19 protein-coding genes are annotated in these 21,484 nt (G+C 56.8%); 1 reads left to right on the top strand and 18 read right to left on the bottom strand.

Annotated features, from left to right (window positions below):
* Nucleotides 1–2: 2 nt before the first annotated feature.
* The 12 genes from LPB19_RS10090 to LPB19_RS10035 form a co-directional block, all read right to left on the bottom strand.
* Complete coding sequence (locus LPB19_RS10090) at nucleotides 3–1,037, bottom strand: MalM family protein (protein WP_206642790.1); 1,035 nt, start codon at nucleotides 1,035–1,037, stop codon at nucleotides 3–5.
* 30 nt (nucleotides 1,038–1,067) lie between these two features.
* The gene (locus tag LPB19_RS10085; protein WP_206642789.1) at nucleotides 1,068–2,693 is read right to left on the bottom strand and encodes an OmpP1/FadL family transporter; all 1,626 of its coding nucleotides are present in this window, start codon (nucleotides 2,691–2,693) and stop codon (nucleotides 1,068–1,070) included.
* A gap of 36 nt (nucleotides 2,694–2,729) precedes the next feature.
* Nucleotides 2,730–3,740: a transporter gene (locus LPB19_RS10080; protein WP_206642788.1), complete on the bottom strand. Its 1,011-nt coding sequence runs from the start codon at nucleotides 3,738–3,740 to the stop codon at nucleotides 2,730–2,732.
* Nucleotides 3,741–3,792: 52 nt separating this feature from the next.
* On the bottom strand, nucleotides 3,793–4,593 hold the full coding sequence (locus tag LPB19_RS10075) for a C39 family peptidase (RefSeq protein ID WP_206642787.1): 801 nt from the start codon (nucleotides 4,591–4,593) through the stop codon (nucleotides 3,793–3,795).
* A 269-nt stretch (nucleotides 4,594–4,862) separates the two neighbouring features.
* Nucleotides 4,863–5,486 (bottom strand): DUF2238 domain-containing protein, encoded by a 624-nt coding sequence (locus LPB19_RS10070; protein ID WP_206642786.1) that lies wholly within the window; start codon nucleotides 5,484–5,486, stop codon nucleotides 4,863–4,865.
* 39 nt (nucleotides 5,487–5,525) lie between these two features.
* Complete coding sequence (locus tag LPB19_RS10065) at nucleotides 5,526–6,737, bottom strand: efflux RND transporter periplasmic adaptor subunit (protein WP_206642785.1); 1,212 nt, start codon at nucleotides 6,735–6,737, stop codon at nucleotides 5,526–5,528.
* Nucleotides 6,738–6,786: 49 nt separating this feature from the next.
* Nucleotides 6,787–9,162, bottom strand: coding sequence for an ABC transporter permease (locus LPB19_RS10060; RefSeq protein WP_206642784.1), 2,376 nt, complete (start codon nucleotides 9,160–9,162; stop codon nucleotides 6,787–6,789).
* A 5-nt stretch (nucleotides 9,163–9,167) separates the two neighbouring features.
* Nucleotides 9,168–9,878 (bottom strand): ABC transporter ATP-binding protein, encoded by a 711-nt coding sequence (locus LPB19_RS10055; protein WP_206642783.1) that lies wholly within the window; start codon nucleotides 9,876–9,878, stop codon nucleotides 9,168–9,170.
* Nucleotides 9,879–9,905: 27 nt separating this feature from the next.
* Complete coding sequence (locus LPB19_RS10050; RefSeq protein ID WP_206642782.1) at nucleotides 9,906–10,226, bottom strand: TraR/DksA family transcriptional regulator; 321 nt, start codon at nucleotides 10,224–10,226, stop codon at nucleotides 9,906–9,908.
* Nucleotides 10,227–10,344: 118 nt separating this feature from the next.
* A complete protein-coding gene (locus tag LPB19_RS10045; protein WP_228289082.1) occupies nucleotides 10,345–10,878 on the bottom strand; it encodes a methylated-DNA--[protein]-cysteine S-methyltransferase in 534 nt (177 codons plus the stop codon).
* A 185-nt stretch (nucleotides 10,879–11,063) separates the two neighbouring features.
* The gene (locus LPB19_RS10040) at nucleotides 11,064–12,188 is read right to left on the bottom strand and encodes an acetyltransferase (protein ID WP_206642781.1); all 1,125 of its coding nucleotides are present in this window, start codon (nucleotides 12,186–12,188) and stop codon (nucleotides 11,064–11,066) included.
* Nucleotides 12,189–12,563: 375 nt separating this feature from the next.
* Entirely contained in the window at nucleotides 12,564–13,688 is a 1,125-nt protein-coding gene (locus LPB19_RS10035; protein WP_206642780.1) for an esterase/lipase family protein, read from the bottom strand.
* 345 nt (nucleotides 13,689–14,033) lie between these two features.
* Here LPB19_RS10035 and LPB19_RS10030 point away from each other — a divergent pair, with 345 nt between their 5' ends.
* Complete coding sequence (locus tag LPB19_RS10030) at nucleotides 14,034–15,071, top strand: hypothetical protein (RefSeq protein ID WP_206642779.1); 1,038 nt, start codon at nucleotides 14,034–14,036, stop codon at nucleotides 15,069–15,071.
* Between the two features lie 92 nt (nucleotides 15,072–15,163).
* Here LPB19_RS10030 and LPB19_RS10025 read toward each other — a convergent pair whose 3' ends face one another.
* From LPB19_RS10025 to LPB19_RS10000, 6 genes are all read right to left on the bottom strand, one after another.
* On the bottom strand, nucleotides 15,164–16,912 hold the full coding sequence (locus tag LPB19_RS10025; protein ID WP_206642778.1) for an ABC transporter substrate-binding protein: 1,749 nt from the start codon (nucleotides 16,910–16,912) through the stop codon (nucleotides 15,164–15,166).
* A 158-nt stretch (nucleotides 16,913–17,070) separates the two neighbouring features.
* Nucleotides 17,071–17,346, bottom strand: coding sequence for a DUF2160 domain-containing protein (locus tag LPB19_RS10020; protein WP_206642777.1), 276 nt, complete (start codon nucleotides 17,344–17,346; stop codon nucleotides 17,071–17,073).
* A gap of 12 nt (nucleotides 17,347–17,358) precedes the next feature.
* Complete coding sequence (locus LPB19_RS10015; protein ID WP_206642776.1) at nucleotides 17,359–18,165, bottom strand: carbohydrate ABC transporter permease; 807 nt, start codon at nucleotides 18,163–18,165, stop codon at nucleotides 17,359–17,361.
* Between the two features lie 9 nt (nucleotides 18,166–18,174).
* Nucleotides 18,175–19,041, bottom strand: a complete 867-nt coding sequence (locus LPB19_RS10010; protein WP_206642775.1) for a carbohydrate ABC transporter permease — start codon at nucleotides 19,039–19,041, stop codon at nucleotides 18,175–18,177.
* Nucleotides 19,041–20,141 (bottom strand): ABC transporter ATP-binding protein, encoded by a 1,101-nt coding sequence (locus tag LPB19_RS10005; RefSeq protein ID WP_206642774.1) that lies wholly within the window; start codon nucleotides 20,139–20,141, stop codon nucleotides 19,041–19,043. The genes LPB19_RS10010 and LPB19_RS10005 overlap by 1 nt, the downstream gene beginning before the upstream one ends.
* Nucleotides 20,141–21,232, bottom strand: coding sequence for an ABC transporter ATP-binding protein (locus tag LPB19_RS10000; protein WP_206642773.1), 1,092 nt, complete (start codon nucleotides 21,230–21,232; stop codon nucleotides 20,141–20,143). Before LPB19_RS10000 ends, LPB19_RS10005 begins: the two co-directional genes overlap by 1 nt.
* Nucleotides 21,233–21,484 lie beyond the last annotated feature (252 nt).

Here is a 21,484-nt window from a genome sequence, read left to right as displayed (position 1 = left end):
GGTCAATCCTCTTCCACCATCATCAAGCCCAATTCGCCTTCGCCCACGTGGGGTATGGCGCGCGGACCTCGCCGGTCTTCGACAACGGTCTGGCCGTCCAGATCCTGTTTGCGCGTGAAAATGACCATCCAGCGCTCACCCTCGCCGGGGAATACCGGTATCCAGGCCTCCAGAAATCCCCGGCGACTCCAGGATTCGGGGGTGTAGGCACTGACGATATCGGTCACCAGGCGGAGCGGCCGAAAATCCCGATCCAGAAAGAGTAATGATGGGACAAAGACGCCATCGGACTCGTAAGATCTCAGTCGCATGATGAAATCGGGCACACTGAACACACTGGACAGGGCGATCAGGTGGTAGGGGCTCCTTCCCGACAGAAACGGATGCGCCGGCGATTCGTCCGTGATGTCGACGCCAAATTCCCTGCCCTGCTGCCACTCGGAAAATTCCTGGCTTTTCAGCTCAACACAGCAGGATTCGGCAAAACGCGCCAGATAATCCTCTTCGCTGTCGGCGATCCCAAGGATGGCAAATGCCTCGGGATCTGCCCCCTCAACAGGAGCTTCGGAAACAGTTGCCAGGGCTCCCGCCTGGTAAATACTCGAAGGAGACAGCTCAACCGGCGGCGCGGCTTTGCCTCTTTCGATGTCGGTGCGTGTGTCAGGGCGAAAATAACTGACCCGAATATTTCCTTCGGCATCGCGCCAGGTGAAATAGGGCAAAGGCTCTCCCGGACGAATGTAGCCGTCCCGCTCCAGCTGATTGCCATCCGGATAGTTTTCGAGGGTGTACTCGGTTTCTTCGTCGAGCGACTGGGAGCTGGACTCGGTGCCATGAGCCGTCGTCGATTCGTCGATTGCATCGGCCCCCGTATCCGGATCTTTCACGATCCGTGAGTACTGGACCCGACCCATCTCATCGACCCAAGTGAAATACCCGTCTTGCTCAGCGACAGGAGCCCCACCAAGCTGGCAACCCGAGAGAAGAATACCGATGAAAGGCGCCAAACCCGCTTTTTTAACCACTGCTGACCTCATTATGCCACCCGGAAACGCCAGCCCTTCCGATCAGAACTTGGTTCGGAAACTGAGGCCGGCGATCACAACCCTGAACGAAGTCTTAATGTCTAATCCCGCGTAGGGGTTATAGATGATGTTCGTGAGATTGTCGCAGTTTACGTTACAACTGGTATCGGCCGGGATGGTTTCGATGCTTTGCATATAGCTCAGGTTCAGATCCACTTCGGTGTCCCTGTCCCACCTATACCCCATACCGACGCTGTACAGTTTGGCACCGCCCAGCGGGGCAAGAACCTGCATCTGATCCCCGGGTATTGCCGAATCCCGAATTTCCACACCAGCCCTCAGATCGAGACGGCTGGAAGCGTGGAATTCTGCGCCGAACCCCCAATTCCACTGACTCGTGAAGCCCAAAGGCAAGCGGAGCGAATTGGGCGTCGCATTGTCTGGCGAGAGAATTCGGGCAGCGCTCAGGAACTCCAGGTTCCGGTCAAAGGTGAATTCAAAGGCATCCCACTGCGCGTAATCGGTCCAGCCGATGTCGGCGTTCAACGTCAGTTTCGGATGAACGTCTACGCTGATGCCTGTCTGAAAGTGCTGCGGATAAACCAGATCCAGGCTGACGTTGCCGGCTTCTCGCGGGGCACCAGACGGCAGACTAAGAATCGCAGCGCTGATTGCCCCCAGCACCGAACTGTTGAGCCCCTGCCAGAAACCCGACCAGTCTTCGGTATACTGAATCTCAAAGGTGCCTTTGAGATTCATATCCGCTTCCGACGAGTAGCTGGCGCCCCAGGTGAACCAGTCCGTGGGCTCCCACATCACACCCAGTGTGTAGGTGGGCGATATGGTTTCCTGGACCTGAATGCTCAAGGCACCGATATCATCCCAGGGGCCGATGTTACCGCCACACAGTGCAATCCAAGGCGCAAGCGGCTCATTGCCGCTTTCGCAATTGAACGCATCCTGCAAAATTTCGGCGACGCCCAGCAACATATTGGGAGCCCGCATGAATTGATCGGCGGCAACCCCCATGTGAGACAAATGGATACCGGCACCCACCGACCACTCATCGTTGATCTCATAGCCAACGGTCGGTGAGAGATAGGTGACGCGCTGAAGAGCGTTGGCCTGAGCCTGATACCGGCCAGGGTCGTCTTTATCCCTGTAGTAGCCCGCGGCGAAAGGCAGGTAAAAGGCGTTCCCGAATGTCAGCTTGGACCCCGGGGGATTGATGCTGATGCCCGTTGAGGGCAAAACACCAGGCCCAGGCGGCATCCTCAAAATCCCATACCCGGGAACAAAAATGGCGAGGTTATTGGTGTGACTGTGTGTATTGGCTACCGGGTCTTTTTGCTTACCCGTCGCCGGATCGATTTCCAAGCCGTCAATGCCGAAAATCTCATAGCCCTCTGGCGCGAAAAAATCCGCGTCTATGTCGAGGTATACGTTCAGAAGGTTCACTTCCAGCTGACGATCATCCAGCTTGGTCAAGCCTGCAGGATTGTAGTGAATCGCCATCATCCCCGGGGGATCGGCAGTCACCGCATTGCCCAGTGCCAGTGCCTTTGGATGGATCGTAAGGTTCTGCGCAAGCTGAGCATCGGCACCGCCCGAGATGGACGCAGCCACCAGAGCCGCGAGTACCTTCCGCTTGTGGCTAAAGTTTCCCATGAAGTCCTTCCCTTTCCCTTAAAACGTCGGAGCTCATCACTCTTTGAGGCCAGAGAAATCAATGGGCAGAGACACCCCTAGGGAGAAGTCCGGCGCATCTTCGGTCAAGCCGATCCCTACGCTGGTATTTACAATGGTTGTGTCGCTCACCCGTGTTCCGAGCGACATACTGAGGAAGCCGGACATTTGATCCTGAGCGACGGCCCGGCCACCCTGGCTGAAGGTAAGCACGGTTTCGTCGCTGTAGCTGAACTGGGTAGAAACGCTGAGCGAGATATCGTAGGACAGGGAGTAGGCAAATCCGGCCGAGCCAGAAAGGCTGAAGCCTGGATCGACAGCGATCAAGCGGCGGGCACCTCGCACCTGATCGAGGCCGTCCACGGAGAAATTGTAAGTCACACTGAGAGAGCCAAAAATAACAACGGGATCCAGTACCTTAGAAACACTGGCACCACCAGCAATGGAATAATAGCCACTGCCGGTAGACAACTGTTCCTTGATATCAATTTCGTACGGGCTTACCCCTGTCTTGGTGGTGAAGGTGCCAAAGAAGGTTGTCGACATCCGCCCCGGCACGTACGCAAACGGCTGCCAGCGAGCAGTAACGGAAATGTCGCCGAAATCGTAAACGGAAAGTTCATCCTGCGTATCGTACTTGACCACCAACGGGATACGGGTTCCGATCGTAATATTGTTCAGTAGCCCGTAGTCGTATGAAAAGGAATTCGTGAAACTGTGGGTCGCAGAGGGAACGACATCAAGATTTCTGATTGAACCGTCAATCAGATCCAGATCCAGACGCTGATCGCCGGTGTAGGAGTAATCAAACGAGTAATTGAGTGAGTGAGTTCCCTTCTGCTGGAGCGAGTAGTTCTTCTCGGCAGCCTGAAATACCTCCTCGAGCTGGCTTGAAGAATCCTCATCCCCCTCCTGTTTGGCCAGAGCCTCACGGGCCTGATCGACACTGGATTCCTGCGCCAGTGCCACACACGGAAGCAAGCCTGCCGTGGAAACAAGGATAACGCCTCGCACAAACCAACGATTCATCCTGACTCCCTTTCCTTATGATTTTCCTGATCCGGATGCGCGACCCGGCAAATTAATGGCGACGGTAATGCAATTGTTTTCGGGTGTTTTCAACAGTACCGTCCGGATTATTCTTCTGCCGCTCCAGCAAGTTCTGGATGCGCCGTTCTGTCGCCTCATGAAATTCGGGTATCTGCTCCCAGGCCAGCAGAGTTAGTGTCTGGTCATCCACGAAGCGAAGGTCTTCTTCTTTGAGTTCGAGGTTATCGAGGGGCTTGTCGCTGCCGGGGAACACGATGAACAGGACGTTGTCGTCCCACTTTTCTTCAAATTCAGCCAACGGAAAGGAGATATTCCCAACCGAGGGATCCGCGAGGAATACCCGCCCGTCACGAATGGTCCTGAGCACAACGAAATGTTTGAAACCGGCGTGGTTGATCGGAACGATCGCCGGGTGATCGAGGTCTTTCAGGTCTTCGATTCCAGCCCGGAACCCGCCTGCCGGGTAACCAAGGGCGGTGACCAGCCGTTTCATGTCCAGCATGGAAAAGGCGCGGCGCTCAACGATTCGCTCACTTTCACCATAATGGAGCAGGCCTTCCATGACCTGCCGTTCTGTCAGCTGCCGTCCGATGTAGTAATTCAACACGGTGGTCAGGGCCGCGCTGCCGCAACTGTAGTCGTAGGCCTGACGCACAATGTTTCGGTATTTCTGTTCCACCAGGGGCTCAACCCGAACATCGGAGCGCAATTCGACAGGGCCCGAATCCACATTTTGCTCAATCACAACCACCCCTTTCTCGAAGGGTTCAACCACGGTCGCTTCCTGGACTATGGTGAATGTGAGGATGGATCCGGCGAGCACCAGCAGCATGTGAAAAGACGTCCCTGTTTGTTATTCGCCAAGCGATTTATGGGGTTACACGTTGTTACGGTAAGATACCGAAAAGGCAGTGCGCTTAAAGATAACTGTGCCTCAAATCTGTCCCTGCAGAAGGGGCCTGAAAAAGCAGCGATGAGAACTGGTTCAAGGGTTGCCGGAGATTTGCAGAAGGGCACCAGAATGGCCAGAGGAAACGGTCCGCTCTGACCGGGGAGGAAGTTCAGTCCCAAGCGGTTGCGCCGCTGTTCAGGGTGGTTGGTTTACCTGATTGCTGGTCGTAATGAGGCCAACTGCTGGTCGTGCACACGGGCGAGAACGAGCAGCGCAATGACTGCACCGGAGAGCGCCCACGCCATGTCCGACTGGGTATCCCAGACATAACCCTGGGTTCCCAGAAACGCATCCGCAGCCTCGTCGCTGGCCAGTGCAACCCACCATTCGATCAGCTCGTAAAATGCGCTCAAGGCCAGGCAGAAACACACCACGAAAAAAGACATCCAGCCCCTGCCATGGAACACGTCGAATCGGATCACCAGCTCGCGGGCAATGAGCGCAGGCACAAAGCCCTGAGCAAAATGCCCCAGCTTGTCATAGTTATTGCGTTGCCAGCCGAACCAGTCGCGGAACCAATCAAACAGCGGTACTTCCGCGTAAGTGTAATGACCGCCGACCATCAGAATGACGGCGTGAATCAATATCAGCCAGTAAACGAGCGGCGTGAGGGGAAAACGGACAACACACCAGGCCACCAGGCACAAACCAATCACCGCAGGCAGCACTTCCAACATCCAGGTCACCCGGTCTTTGGGTTCAATAGCCGACCACATCAGCACGGCAAGAAAAATCACTGCCCAGACAATCCCTGAAACCGATACCCGCGTCATAACCGCCCCCCCTTCCCTGTCTGAATAATTGTTCGAAGCTTAACGCGAGCGGTAACGGACCCGGTCGCCGTGTTCAAGTTGACGATCCGGATGACGAATGACCAGATTCCCTTCCCCAAGTCCCTCTTCGATAACCGTGTGCAGGCCATTGCTCTTGCCCACCGTCACCGGCACTAACCGTGCAGTTGCATCGTCTGCCCTGAAGACATAAGTGCCCTCATCAGCATAAAAAACCGACGAAGCCGGGACCTGTAACACCTTATCCGCCGACCAGAGTACAAAGGTGGCATCGACACGGTAGCCATCCCCGAGGGTATCCCAGTGTTCGGCAGGGCTCACGATATCCGCCACCACCTGGACACGCTGTTCCTTGACGCCCAGGGCCGACACATCCTCAAAACCAACCGGTTCCACCCGCTGCACCACAGCCTGCAACGATGACCCGCCCCAGCCGTCAAGCCGGACCTGCACGCCCTCAGACAAGTTGACGGCATCAAAACTCAGCACATCAACAACGACCTCCAGAGCTGTCGGATCACCCACTTCAAGAATGGGCTCGCCGGCCTGAATGACCCCCTCGCTGGTGCGCACGATCCCAAGCACCGCACCCTTGACCGGCGAACGTACGCCAACACGGTCAAAGGCCTCGCCACCGTTTGACTGGGCAGCGGACACTTCAAGCCGTGTACGGGCTGCAGCCAGCTCGTGGGCCATCACTTCTTCATCGAAGCGGGCTGAATTGAGGAAAGCCTGAGCCCGATTTTTTGCCGCCAATGCCTGTTGCAGGCGATCCTCGGAGATAAAGTGCTTGCTGCTCAGCGACTGCAGGCGGACCAGTTCGTCGGCCGTAAACTGGGCCTCAGCCTCCGCTGCGGCCACCTTCTGCCGTGCCGAATTCAGTGCCGACCGGGCTGCCCCCACACGTGCCTGCGCTTCGGCACGGCTTCGGGCATCGAGGATCCCCGCCGGCATGGGCTCCACCTCGGTGAGCAGCTGGCCAGGCTCTACAGGGTCGCCGATCTCGAGGCTTACCCGATGCAGGTACCCTGCAACCGGGGACGACACCAGGTACCGGTCTTTCACTCGTGTCTTGCCCTCCTCGGTGATCGAAACCTCAAAGCTGCCAGTGACGACCGGCGCCAGATCAACCCAGACCGGCTCCGGGCGGGCCGCCCAATAGACGGCGCCGATAACGAGTCCGGCAAACAGTGTCCAGAATATCCATTTTCCGACAGAACGCTGATCAGTCATGCTTTACCCATTTCGCTGTTTGTTGCCTCCGGGCAGGCCGCTCCCGGAGTTACTCCCTCGTTTTCAAGACCGCTACCAGATCCAGCGTTTGCAGCCGCCGCCAGGCGATGGCACCGGAAACCAGAGCGGACACCAGCACTACCGCTGCAGATATACCGAACGTCTGCCCCGTGATAATCAGGGGCACCCGGTACAACTCCGTTTGCATAGCCGTCGTCAACCAGTAGGCAAGCCCCTGCCCGATCAGCCATCCAGCGCCAATCCCTGCGATCAGCAACACGGCGACCTCGCCGAAGAGAATATGAGCCGTCTCCTGGCGGGTATACCCCAGCACTCTGAGGCTGGCCAATTCCCGCCCTTTTTCCGCCAGCGAGATCCGGATGGTGTTGTAGATCACCCCAAAGGCAATGACGCCACCCAACAGGCTATTGAAGAAGGTAAAAGTCAGAAATGTCTTTCCCAATGTTTCGTAGAAGCTTTCCAGCATGGCATGGCGTTTCGCCACTCCAAGCACACCAGGGGTGTCTTTGAGCTCACGAAAGATCTGCAATTCCTGATCCGGATGATTTGTCAGCAGCACCTGATTGATGAGTGGTCCGTCCCGCAGCACACGATTCAGCGCATCCAGTCTCATATAGGCGCCGGTGCCGAGAAACTCTCCGGTCACAGCAGCAACCGGGATCGATACCCTGCGCCGCTCTCCCTCCAGTATCTCAACCGTTAAGCGATCGCCGGGCTGAACCTGCAGTTCACGAGCGAGATAATCCGTCAGCAGCAAGCCGCCGGCCGGCAAGCCGACGGGCATGAGTCTCTCGTTCAGCACAAACTGCAAAGATGCGTCCTCGGGAATGCCCATCAACGCGCTACGCCATTGACGGTGTCCGTTGATCAGCTTGGCCGGCACCACCCGACGCCCTTCGGCATAGCGCACCCCTGGCTGACGCTGCAGCCCGTAAAGCGCAGCCGCATTGACGGGCTCCACCAGCGTTGCGGTCATGTCCTGCTGCTGAATGGAGGCAAACTGGGTCTGAACCATCAGGGCGACGGAATCGAACTGAAAGTTGCCTACCAGCACTGTTGCCGTTGCCATCGCAATCCCGATGACCGACAGGAAAGCGCGTATGGGACGTCGGGCGAGCTGCCGCACGATCATCCGTGACGGCTGGCTCCACCGAAACCCAGAGAACCAGGTTTCTACGGTCGTTACCGTATAGGCGGCCGGCCCTTCCGGTCGCATGGCTTCGGCAGGAGGCCGCGCCGTCCCCTGCCGGATGGCCCGCCAGCCACCCAGTAAAGACACCACAAAGGTCAGCAAGACCAGCAATACCAGCCAGACGGCCGGGAGCTGAAAAGTAAGCCCCGGGAACCGGTAAAACTCCATGTACAGTTCGCTGAGGGCTCGCCCGAGCCATAGACCGAGCCCGATTCCAAGTGCCAGGCCCAGGGCGGCAATCACCAATACCAGCTTGCTGTAGTGAATGGCGATCTGGCGTGTGGTATACCCGAACGCCTTCAGAACCGCGATGATATCGCGCTGAGTATTCACCAATCGTGAAATAACGACGTTAAGAAGGAACATCGCAACGCTCATGAAGATAGCCGGCAGCATCGTTGCCATGATTTTGAGCTGCTCGAGATCGTCGTTGAGGAATCGGTGGGAGGTCTGGTCCTCCCGGGCAAAAGCCCCTGTTGTGCCAAACCGGGCAAAAACACGGTCCAGCGCATCAATCACACCATTCTGCGAAGACCCCGGCTGAATCCGGACTACCAGACTATTGAACGCCCCCTCCATATCCAGGGCCGCAGCGAGATCAGCACGACTCATCCAGAGCACGCCAAAGCGCTGAAAGTCCGGTAACAGACCACCGGGGGGAATCACAAAGATGAACTCGGGTGATTCCACCACGCCAGTCAGTGTAAGCATCTGCTCCCTGCCGTTGATGATGGCCGGAAAACGGTCACCGGGTTCTAGCTTGTGAGCTTCCGCAAAAGACCCGATCACTGCCACTTCGGCACTGCGTCCAGGCGCTGGCAGACGCCCCCGGTGAACGAACAGTCGGTTGAGCGAGGGCTGCCCGGTTTCGGGCAACGAAATGACCCGGGCTGACACGGGCTCATCAAAGCCCGCCATGCGCAATTTGGCGCCACCTTCAACGCGATCACTGACGTCAGCGATACCCGGAATCTCTGCCACTCGTTCCAACAAGTGACGCGGCGCCCGCTTGAGCGTGGTGAATACTTCGGCAAACCGATACTCGTCGTAATATTGAGCACGGGTGGTCGAGAGGGTGCTGTAGGACAGAATGGACATCACGCACACGGCCACACCACCGGCGATAACAAAGGCAATCGCCAGAACCGGACCCTTCATCTGCCACAATTCCCGGAACACCTTTTTATTCAGGACACTGGGTAACGGACGCATCGGAGTTACCAGTTCAACGATCGCGGATCGGCCCGTGTGGCATTGCGTGTCTCACCACTAATCATGCCATCAGAAAGCGTGATGACCCGATCCGCCATCTGGGCGATCGAGGCATTGTGCGTGATGATAACCGTTGTGGTTCCGGTTTCACGGTTGGCGGTTTCCAGTGCTTCAAGCACCAGTATGCCGGTACTGGAATCCAGGGCTCCGGTGGGCTCATCACACAAAAGCACCTCAGGGCATTTCGCGATAGCCCGCGCAATCGCAACGCGCTGCTGCTCACCCCCCGACAGCTGGGCAGGGAAATGATGCATGCGTTCTTTCAGCCCGACGAGGCCCAAGGCGTCTCCCGGCGGCATGGGATGTTCGGCAATCTCGGTGACAACAGCCACGTTTTCCCACGCCGTGAGACTGGGTATGAGGTTATAAAACTGAAAGACAAAGCCGACATAGTCCCGTCGGTAGGCGGTGAGCGCCCGGTCGTCGGCCTTGCTGAGGTCAATGTCCCGGTACCAAACCTCGCCGGATGCAGGGACATCCAGCCCACCGAGGATATTCAGTAAAGTCGACTTTCCGGATCCGGAGGCGCCCAGCAGTACCACCAACTCGCCGGCATACAGGTCGAGGTCGACGCCCCTCAAGGCCCAGATGCGGACGTCGCCTTCACCATAGGATTTGGTGAGGCTGCGGGTACGAAAAACCGATTCGGCAACCATCGGCACCGTCCGTGGCCAGAGGGGCGGTCAGTCTTCGGCGCAATCCACACAAACGGTCGTGTAAGGCAACACCTGCAAACGGCGGGGATCTATGGGCTCTCCACAGGACTCGCACTCATCTCCGATGCCATGGGCGATGCGCTCAAGCGCGCGCTCAATCTGGACCAGCTCCACCCGGACTTCGGATTCCAGGGAATCAACCACCTCGTCGTTCTGGGTTTGAGTGGCCTGCTCTTCAAAATCCTTGTCCAACGCGCCGTCTTCCCGATGCTGATGAGCCTCATAGCGCGCCAATCGGGCTTGCAGGTCTGCCCTGAGGGTTTCAAGCTCTGCCTTGCGGTTACTCATAAAACGCCTCCTGCCTGTCAAAGTGTCCGGACAATCCGATCTTGCATATCACCCTAAAGCATAAGCCTAACCCGGGCTTGATGCTTATCAAGTTTAAGCCCAGATAAAGAAAGGAAGATCAGCGCTCGGACAGCGACTGCTCATGATCCAGAAGCGCTTTTTTGCGCTGCAGACCCCAGCGGTATCCGGAAAGGCTTCCATCACTTCGGAGCACTCTGTGGCACGGGACCAGCACGGCGACAGGATTGGCGGCACAGGCACCGGCAACGGCCCGGGAACCCGACGGAAGGCCGACGCGACGGGCCACCTCGCTGTAACTGGCGCAACTGCCCGACGGAATTTCCCGTAAGGTATGCCAGACCCGGCACTGGAAATCGGTACCTCGCAGATCAAGACGAACGCTCGGCTGCTTTCGGCTATCTACCAGATAGTCCATCACCCCCTGAAACCAGTCCTCCCGGTGGCTGTCGCAATGCTCAAAGGTTGCCCCCGGAAAGCGATCAGCCAACTCCGTCAACAATTCCTCGGTGGAATCTCCTGGAAGAACCGCGCAAATTCCCTTGGACGTTCGGGCCACCATGACAGTACCCAGATAACAGCGGCCTACCTGCCACACAATTGGTTCACCCTGGAATTCGCGTTTTCTCATCATTGCTCTGCCCTCATAAGCTCCCGACTGCCGCCAGCCAAACCAGTCAGTTGCGGGCAAGATTGAACACAACTGGGTAGCCTAGTATGAACCAAAGATGACGCCGGTGTGAAATCAAAGGTGACACATAAAGAAAAGGCCGGCACCCAAAGGGCCGGCCTTGTTTACTGCGGGTTATTCCAGGAACTTCAGTGCCCGCGATCGGCTATGTAGTCCGTGATAGCGGCGTAAAACTCCATTTCATCAAAGGTATCCGGACCCACCCCAATCACATCCAGATGGTCCTGATTAATGACGTAAGTGGAGGACGTCGCCTGGGTGCTGTTGGGGTGACTGATATCAGATACGTAGCCCAGCTCAGTCCGTTCCCAAACGTAATCCAGACAGCCTAAACATTCATAGTACTGCAGGCGATAGCCCTGCTGCTGGCTGTTGATACCGACGAGACCGTCATCATCACGCTCGTTCGGATTCCCATCACCTTGGCCCGCGGCACCATCGTTGTTGCAGTCTTCGTAACAGTAACCGTCACCATCAATGTCGTAAATCAGTTCGCTCAGCAGCCACAGCGCAGGGTTCACGCTGGCACCATCCTGCGCCGTGAGGAGAGACGCAGAATGCTCTATGTAACTACTGCTCACCGGATATTTCTGATTGAACGCCTTCAACCCCGTGGTCACGCCATCGTTCGGGTCGTAATCGTTGAACACCAGCTGTTTGGCACCCGCGATGGCGTCGTTGCCATTGTTATAGATGATGTTGCCAAAGTAATTCGCCAGTGTCTCAGTGACCTGATTGGCGTAATGGTCCAGGATGTATTTTGCGACGGGTGAACCGCGGTGTGGCGAGGATACGCTGACGTGGGTTTTCACCACACGATAGCCCTTGCGTTCACGCAGCAGCCGGGCGGCCTTACGGGCATCAATTCCCCCCTGGGAGTGCGACACGATGTTTACGTAACTCTGGCCCGACGTGGCCATATAGCTTTCGATGTTGTTGGCGAGCTGAAATCCACGAACTTCAGAACTCTCAAACGGCGTTACTGCGGAAACATAGCTTTTCTGATTGTTATTGATGTTGCCGTTGCAATTGGATTCCAGGAATTTGTCACATTGATCCAGCACGTAGGTTCCATAATCGTCTCCCCAGTAGTCGTAACCGAGGATGTCATCGAAACCGGCCATGCCATGAGCAAACACAATCGGGAATTGGGTCAGATTTGCATCGCGTGCGAGGGCGTGCGAAGAAGTCGCTGCAGCGCCGACGAAGCAGGCTGCCAGCCCAAGGGATTTCAGGGTTTTCAGATTTTTCACGGTTGTTAGCCTCTTGTTTTTTTTGTGAGCCTAACCACGGTACTAACTGACTGGGATGGTCTCCCCTCGGCATCCCCCGGGATTCAAACGTCCTTATTCAGTGATGGCCTCTTCCGTAAGTACCCCGACGATGCAAAAGGAACGTACGAGCATCCAGCCAACCGGGCTGTCTAAAAAATAGACAGACCTTTTTGTATCGCATTTGCACACATATTTTTGAGACGCCCATCACATGTGCACTTTTTGACCGATGCTCGCTCACTCGCCGGCCGGGGGAACCAGAGATTAAGTGCATGTGAAATCACGGGCGACAGTGAAAGAAAAGGCCGACACCCGCAGGGTCGGCCTTGTTTGCAGCTAAAGATCGGCCACTGATCAGTGACCGCGATCGGCTATGTAGTCGGTAATTGCGGCGTAAAACTCCATTTCGTCAAAGGTATCCGGGCCAACACCAATCACATCCAGGTGATCCTGGTTGATCACGTAGGACGAGGACGTGGCTTGTGTGCTATTTGGATGATTGAGATCGGATACGTAACCGAACTCCGTCCGATCCCATACGTAGTCAAGACAGCCAAAGCACTCGAAGTATTGCAGGCGGGTACCCTGCTGTTGACTGTTGATACCGACCAGACCATCGTCATCTCGATCGTCCGGATTGCCGTCACCCTGACCGGCCGCGCCATCATTATTGCAATCTTCGTAGCAGTAACCGTCGCCATCGATGTCGTAAATCGCCTCTTTGAGCAGCCAAAGAGCGGGGTTCACACTGCCTCCCCTCTGCGCCGTCATCAGCGCAGCCGAATGCTCGATATACGATGGGCTAACCGGGTACTTCTGATTGAATGCCTTCAAGCCGGTAGTGACGCCATCGTTGGGGTCATAGTCGTTGAAGACCAGCTGTTTGGCACCGGCAATGGCGTCATTTCCGTTGTTGTAGATCACATCGCCAACGTAGTTTGCCAGGGTCTCAGTGACCGCATTGGCGTAGTGATCCAGGATGAATTTTGCGACGGGTGAACCGCGGTGTGGCGAAGAGACACTGACGTGGGTTTTCACCACACGGTAGCCCTTGCGCTCACGCAACACCCGGGCGGCTTTGCGGGCATCAATTCCCCCCTGGGAGTGCGACACGATGTTCACGTAACTCTCCCCTGAGGTCGCCATATAGCTTTCGATGTTATTGGCAAGCTGGTGTCCGCGAACTTCAGAGCTCTCAAAGGGGGTCACGGCGGAAACATAGCTTCGCTGATATCTATTGATGTCGACATTGCAGTTGACTTCGAGGAACCGGTTGCATGCGTCCAGAACGTAGGTTCCGTAGTCATCCCCCCAATAATCATATCCGAGGATGTCGTCAAATCCGGCCATGCCATGCGCAAACACGATCGGGAACTGCGTTCGGTTTGCGTCGCGGGCCAGGGCTTGCGATGCGGTCATTGAAGCACCAACAAAGCAGGCAGCCAGCCCTACTACTTTCAGGGTTTTCAGATGATTCATGGTTGTTAGCCTCTTGTTTTTTTTGTGAGCCTAACCACGGTAACTACTGACTGGAACCGATCTCCCCTCGACATCCCTCAGGCGTCAGAACTGCTGTTTCAGACGACGTCTTTCCTGAGTCCCCCAAGAATTCGGGAGTAACTCACGGGTATCCAGATAACCGGGTTGTCTAAATTTTAGACAGCCCATTTGTATCGCATCCGCACATATAATTTTGTGATACAAATCACACATGAACCTTTTAACCGGTCACTTTTTATTCTGCTGTCTTGGCATACAAAGGTGCTCACGGCACCCTTAAAGCCAACCACTTAAGAAGTACAACAATAAAGGGAGATTCCCCGCGTGAACAAAAAAAAGCTTCACGGACTGGCGCTTGCCGGTTTGGTCACTGCCACCGCCGCCTATCTTTGGTACAACGCCCAACCCGTTGAACCACCCCAGCAGGCAGCTGCACCGGCCGATAAGGCAGAGCCACCCCAGGCCTCTGCTCCCATCACAGCGACCACCTCCGTCCCGAAGCCGACAGCCACCGACGACGCACTGCAAGAAGTAAGGCAGACTTTGCAGGATCGCTACGGCGACCGTCTGAACCAACCCACGGCCCAGATCAAGTTGCTCGAAGAGATGATGCGTTACCTCTCCGGCATTGACCCCGAGCACTGGCAGGAAAACCTCCTGGCACTGCTGGAGCTGTGGTTCCCGGATCACAGCAGCGCGCTGACCGATAAACTCACCGCCCTGCTGGCGTATCGGGATTTTATGGAGCAGGAACGCTACACCCTGCGCACGATGGGACCGGAAGAGCGCCGGGACTTCCTCTGGGCCAAACGGCAGGAACTCTTTGGTGACGATGCCGAGCTTATCTGGCAGGCGGAAATCCGGAATCACGCTCTGGCCCAATCCCTGAAGCAAATCAATGCGGCCAACGGTTCCCCGGTCGATAAAGCCCGCTCCTACACCGATGCCATCCAACAAACCTACGGCGATCAGGCCAGCAGTGTTCTCGAGCAGCGCCGGCAGGAACTGACCGATCGCTTCCTGATCCAGCCATCCATTCAGGCAACGTTGAGCCAACAATCTGAGTCAGAGCGCTATCGCACCTTGCGGACCATTCGCTCGGAACTGGGTATGGACGAAGAGGCTCTTGAACGATGGACCGAGCTCGACCAAACCCGGGACCAGCGCTGGAGCAAAGGCGAGCAATACCAGGCCCAGCGCAACGCCATTGTTCAGAGCTACGAAGCAGGGCCTGAGCGTGATGCAGCGCTCGACCAGGCGGCCAAGGACATTTTTGGCGATGGGATGGCGGAAGTGATTCGGTCGGAAGAAGCCACCGGTTACTACCGGTTTGATCAGGAACGCGTGTACGGCCAAAACTGAAGCGAGAGTCTTGCAGGCTGCTATGCAGCCACCAATAAAAAGGCCCGCAACTCCGAATAAACCACTGGAGTTGCGGGCCTTTTCCCAGTGGATTAGCTCTGGCGAGCGTCCTCCCAGGTTTTCAGCAGTTCCTGATACGGCACGGTCTTGCCCTGAGGCTTTTCATTGTCCAGCTTGGCCTTGGGTGATCCCGGCTGATCCAGCCAGTACTGGGGGTCCCGCGGCTCGTTCAGTTTCGGACCACAGGTCGCCATCACGTTGGCACGTTCCAGGCGCTCCAGCACACGATCCTGCGCCTTGGCCAGTCCATCCAGGGCTTCCTGTGGGGTCGCCTCACCACTGGCGGCCTGGGCAATATACTGCCACCACAGCTGAGCCAACTTCGGATAATCCGGTACGTTGGTGCCCGTTGGCGACCACTGGACCCGGGCAGGGCTGCGGTAAAACTCAACCAGCCCCCCGAGCCGTGGTGCGGCCTCGGTCATCTCTTCCGAATTGATGTCAGATTCGCGAATTGGCGTCAGGCCCGCCAGCGTTTTTTCCAGCGATACGGTCTTGGACACCGTGAACTGGGCATACAGCCAGGCCGCCAGCCGACGCTTTTCAGGTGTCGAATCGAAGAACGTCCAGGAGCCAACGTCCTGATACCCAAGCTTCATGCCTTCTTCCCAGTAAGGGCCACGGGGAGACGGCGCCATTCGCCACTTGGGCGTACCATCGTCGTTCACCACGGGCAAGCCGTCTTTCACCATGCTGGCGGTAAAGGCGGTGTACCAGAAGATTTGCTGCGCCACATTGCCCTGAGCCGGCACCGGCCCGGCCTCAGAGAACGTCATCCCCTGAGCTTCGGGTGGGGCGTATTTCTCCAGCCAGTCAACGTACTTGGTGGTGGCGTAGACTGCGGCCGGACCGTTGGTGGCACCGCCACGGCTCACGCTGGAACCCACCGGGTGACACTCATCCACACGAATACCCCACTCATCTACCGGCAAGCCATTGGGCAAGCCCTTGTCGCCGGCACCCGCCATGGAGAACCAGGCGTCGGTAAAGCGCCAGCCCAGTGACGGGTCTTTTTTGCCGTAATCCATGTGGCCGTAGACACGTTCACCGTCAATCTCTTTCACGTGAACGGAGAAGAACTCGGCAATGTCCTCGTAGGCGGACCAGTTCACCGGTACACCGAGGTCATAACCGTAGATTTCCTTGAACTGCTGCTTCAGGTCATCCCGCTCGAACCAGTCGGCGCGGAACCAGTACAGGTTGGCGAACTGCTGGTCCGGCAACTGGTAGAGGGTGCCGTCCGGTGCGGTAACAAAGTCCAGGCCAATAAAGTCGTCCAGGTCCAGGGTTGGCAGAGTCAGGTCCTTGCCCGCCCCTTCCATGATCGACTGCACCGGCACCACCTTACCGTACCGGAAGTGGGTACCGATCAGGTCGGAATCGTTGACGTAAGCATCGTAGATGTTACGTCCCGACTGCATCTGTGTTTGCAGTTTCTCAATCACATCCCCTTCCTGAATCAGGGTGTGAGTCAGGTTGATGCCTGTGATCTCGGTAAAGGCCTTGGCCAGGACATTGGCTTCGTACTCGTGGGTCGCGATGGTTTCCGAGACCACGTTGATATCCATACCCCGGAACTGCTCAGCGGCTTTGGTAAACCAGGCAAGCTCTTCAAGCTGCTCTTCCTTGCTCAACGTCGACCGTTTAAACGACTCATTCACCCACTTCTCGGCTGCATCCGAGTACTGGTCAGCACTGGCGGGCAAGCTGGTTGCAAGCCCCGCAGCGCCGACGGCAGCGCTGAGCAAAAGAGCGCTCGGATAGTTATTGTTCTTGAACATATCCAACCTCATTTTTCGTCTATTGGATGGAACGAAACAGTCTCCATTTCGTTTCCCTGTCATAGCGTTTTAACGCTATCCCTCACTCCAAAACCGGCGAACCACCGGTTCCGAATTCTTAAACCTCTGTCGCGCATTCCGATCGTCTTGTCACCCGGCTAGCCCCAGCGCAACAGCACCAGCAACCAGATCACGGAAATGGCCAGGGCGACCCACAGGCTGACCTCGCTGACTGCCAGAAACGCCAGGTGGATGTACGCCGCCGACAGAAGGCCAATGAACAGGCGGTCGCCACGGGTGGTGGCAATGGGCAGGAAGCCCTTGCGCTCAACGCAGGGCGACACCAGTTCGTAGATGGTCATGACCAGCAGAATGGCGGCGATGACACCAAAGAAGGTGGCAACCGCCGGCGTCCAGTTCATCCATGCAAGCATCTCAGTTCTCCCTCAAACCCGTCCGAGGGCAAAGCCCTTGGCCACGTGATTGCGCACAAACCAGATCACCAGCAGGCCGGGCACAATGGTCAGCGTTCCGGCTGCTGCCAACACGCCCCAGTCAATACCGCTGGCGCCTACCGTTCGGGTCATGATGGCGGCGATCGGTTGGGCGTCGACTGACGTCAGCGTGCGGGCCAGCAACAGCTCCACCCAGGAAAACATGAAAGCGAAAAAGGCGGTCACCCCGATGCCGGAGCGGATCATCGGCAGGAAGATCTTCACGAAAAACTTCGGGAAGCTGTAACCATCGATGTAAGCCATTTCGTCGTATTCCCGTGGCACGCCGGACATAAAGCCCTCAAGAATCCAAACCGCCAGTGGCACGTTGAACAGGCAATGGGCCAGCGCCACGGCAATGTGAGTATCGAACAAGCCTATGGAGGAATAGAGCTGGAAGAACGGCAGCAGGAAGACCGCCGGTGGTGCCATGCGGTTACTGAGCAGCCAGAAGAACAGGTGCTTGTCGCCCAGAAACTTGTAACGGCTGAAGGCATAGGCCGCGGGCAGGGCCACGGTCAGGGTAATGACTACGTTCATGGACACGTAGATCATCGAGTTGATGTAGCCGTTGTACCAGCTGGGATCGGTGAAGATGACCTCATAGTTGTGCAGGGTGAAGTTCTCCGGCCACAGCGTCAGCCCGCCCAGGATCTCCTGGTTGGTCTTGAAGGACATGTTCAGCAACCAGTAAATCGGCGTCAGCAACAACACGATGAAGATGGTGATGCCAATGTTCTTGCCTCGACTGTTATCCATCATGGCCTCCTATTGTTTCTTGTCCGCGTGGGTGATGGCGGTGAAGAACAACCAGGACACCAGCAACACGATCAGGAAATAGATCAACGAGAAGGCCGCTGCCCGGCCCAGATCAAACTGGCCGATGGCCATGGTGGTCAGGGTCTGGCTCAGGAAGGTCGTAGAGCTGCCCGGGCCGCCGCCAGTCAGAACAAACGGCTCGGTGTAGATCATGAAACTGTCCATGAACCGCAGCAGCACGGCGATGATCAGCACGTTCTTCAGGCGCGGAAGCTGGATATACCGGAACACCGCCCACTTGGAGGCGCGGTCAATTTCCGCCGCCTGGTAAAAGGCCTCCGGAATCGCCCGCAGACCGGAGTAACACAGCAACGCCACCAGCGGAGTCCAGTGCCAGACATCCATCAGCAGCACGGTGAACCAGGCATCCCCGGTATCGCCGGTGTAGTTGTAGTCAAACCCCAGTTCGTTCAGGCCCCAGCCGAACAACCCGATATCGCCACGGCCAAAGATCTGCCAGATGGTACCGACTACGTTCCAGGGAATGAGCAGCGGAATCGCCAACAGAATCAGGCACAGGGACGCCTTGATACCGGATTTCGGCATCATCAGTGCCACCGCAATACCGAGCGGAATTTGAATCAGCAACACCGCACCGGAAAAGATAAACTGCCGTATCAGGGAGTCCTGCAGCCGCTCGTTGGTCAGCACCTCACGAAACCATTCGGTACCGACGAAGTACGCCTGACCTGGCCCGAAAATGTCCTGCACCGAGTAGTTCACCACCGTCATCAGCGGCACCAGGGCGGAAAACGCCACCAGAATGAACACCGGCAGCACCAGCCACCAGGCGCGGTTATTGGGTATCTTGTCCATCACCCGTGCTCCTGTACCAGAAATTCATCCACGTACAGCTTCAGCCATTGCCGCGGAAAAGCGACGTGGGTCGTCCCGCCGACCCGAACCTCAAACTCCTCGTTCTGGCGGACCTTGATCTGAGCAGAGCCCAGTTGCACCGTCACAATCTTGTAGGTGCCAAGATCCTCCACATCCAGCACTTCGGATGCGTAGGTGTCATCTGCCGGCTGGGCTGAAAGTTCCACGAACTCCGGCCGGATGCCGATCTTGACGTTGTTGGTCTTCAGCCGTTGCAGCACCTCAATCTGCCAGGGCTCCAGCGGGATCACCGTATCGCCAAAACGCCCACCCTGCTCGCAGCGGGATACCTCGATGAGGTTCATACCGGGGCTGCCGATGAAAAAGCCAACGAAGGTGTGGTTGGGCTGCTCGAACAGCTCGGTTGGAGTGCCGAACTGGACAATCTGGCCGTCATACATCACCGCGATCTTGTCGGCGAAGGTGGATGCCTCCAGCTGATCGTGGGTGACATACACCATGGTGATGTCGAACTGTTCGTGGATTTGCTTCAGCTTTCGGCGCAGCCGCCATTTGAGCTGGGGATCAATGACCGTCAGCGGCTCGTCAAACAAAATGGCAGACACATCCTCACGGACCAGTCCCCGGCCCATGGACACCTTCTGCTTTTCATCGGCGGTCAGGTTCTTCGCTTTTCGATAAAGCTTGTCCTCAATTTCCAGAACCTCGGCGATTTCGTGCACCCGGGCCTTTATTTTCGACGCAGCCACCTTGTTGTTCTTGAGCGGGAATGCCAGGTTGTCGTACACCGTCATGGAGTCGTAGACCACCGGGAACTGGAACACCTGGGCAATGTTGCGCTCCCGCGGCGACAGTTCGTTCACCCGGCGCCCATCGAACAAGACCTCACCCTCCGAAGGCTCCACCAGACCGGAAATGATGTTGAGCATGGTGCTCTTGCCACAGCCTGAGGGCCCCAGTAACGCATAGGCACCACCCCGTTCCCAGACATGGTCCAGTTGGCGGATGGCATAGTCTGCCGGGCCAGTGGGTGTGGAGCTGTAGCTGTGCGCCAGTGATTTCAGCTCAATCTCAGCCATCAGTTGCCTCCTGCGGCCTGGGCGGGGGTCAGCACCAATTGCTCGTGGTCATCGAACACAAACAGTTTGTTGATGGGCAGGTAAACCTTGACCGGCGCCCCGGTGTGGTACTGATGCACGCCCATCAACTGAAGCACCATTTCGAAATACCGGTTCTGCACGTGCATGAAGGTTTCCGAACCGCTGATTTCGCTGAGCGCCACCTCCATGGCCATTTCCAGGTCATCGTCATTGGCGGGTACCAGGCCAATGTGACTGGGACGAATGCCAAACCAGTAATCACCGGGCTTCAGAGCGGCCAGTTCCTGAGTCAGGGCATGGTGGGAATATTCATCGAAGGTGACCTCGGTATCGGTCACCCGGCCGCGGATCAGATTCATCGGCGGCTCGCTGAACAGCTGTGCCGCCAGGGTACTGACCGGTGCCCGATAGACATCCATCACCGGCCCGGTCTGGACCACCCGGCCTTCGTGCAACAAGGTTGTGGTGCCGCCCAACGCCAGCGCCTCATTCGGTTCTGTGGTGGCATACACTGCGATGCACTGACGTTCGCGGAACAGGCTTCTTAATTCGGCCCGCAACTCCTCCCGCAGCTTGTAGTCCAGATTGACCAGCGGCTCGTCAAACAGAATCAGAGTGGCATCCTTGACCAGTGCCCGGGCCATGGCCGTGCGCTGTTGTTGCCCGCCGGACAACTCCAGAGGGTGGCGTTTCAGCAACGGCTCAATGTGCAGCATCGAGGCGGTTTCTTTCACCCGACGGTCGATCTCGCTGTCCGACATCTTCGCCAGCCTCAGAGGAGAGGCAATATTCTCGTACACCGTCAGGTTTGGATAATTAATGAACTGCTGATAAATCATCGAGATGTTGCGCTGTTGAACGGACTGACCAGTGACATCGTCACCCCGGTACAACAACCGGCCGGTGGTCGGCGTATCCAGCCCGGCCATCAGGCGCATCAGTGACGTCTTGCCCGCCAGGGTTCGGCCCAGCAGCACATTGAACGAACCTGCCTCGAACGTCAGATTGGCGTCACGGATATAGTCCACGCCATCAGCGACACGGGAGATGTTCTCCAGTGTTAGGGACATAGGCTTTCCTTGTTATTTTTTTCGTCTGTCTACAGGGCACCGAGTGCCAACATCCACCCCTGCAAATGACGTCGGTGCCTCCCAACGCGTCGCAAAGCTCATACCATCTTTGTCACAACTGCGCTGCGGCGAATCGCAACACTCTGTTTTCAATCCAACTTTTTTTGGCCAGAGCGCCAATACAGAGGCAATGCCAATACTTTCGTTTCCGCAAACCTTGTCTAGACTGAACACAACAATGAACAGTGCCTG

Source organism: Marinobacter salinisoli (assembly GCF_017301335.1).
Lineage (GTDB): Bacteria > Pseudomonadota > Gammaproteobacteria > Pseudomonadales > Oleiphilaceae > Marinobacter > Marinobacter salinisoli.
The sequence above is the reverse complement of the archived record's forward strand: the minus strand, read 5'-3'. Positions and strand labels throughout refer to the sequence as shown.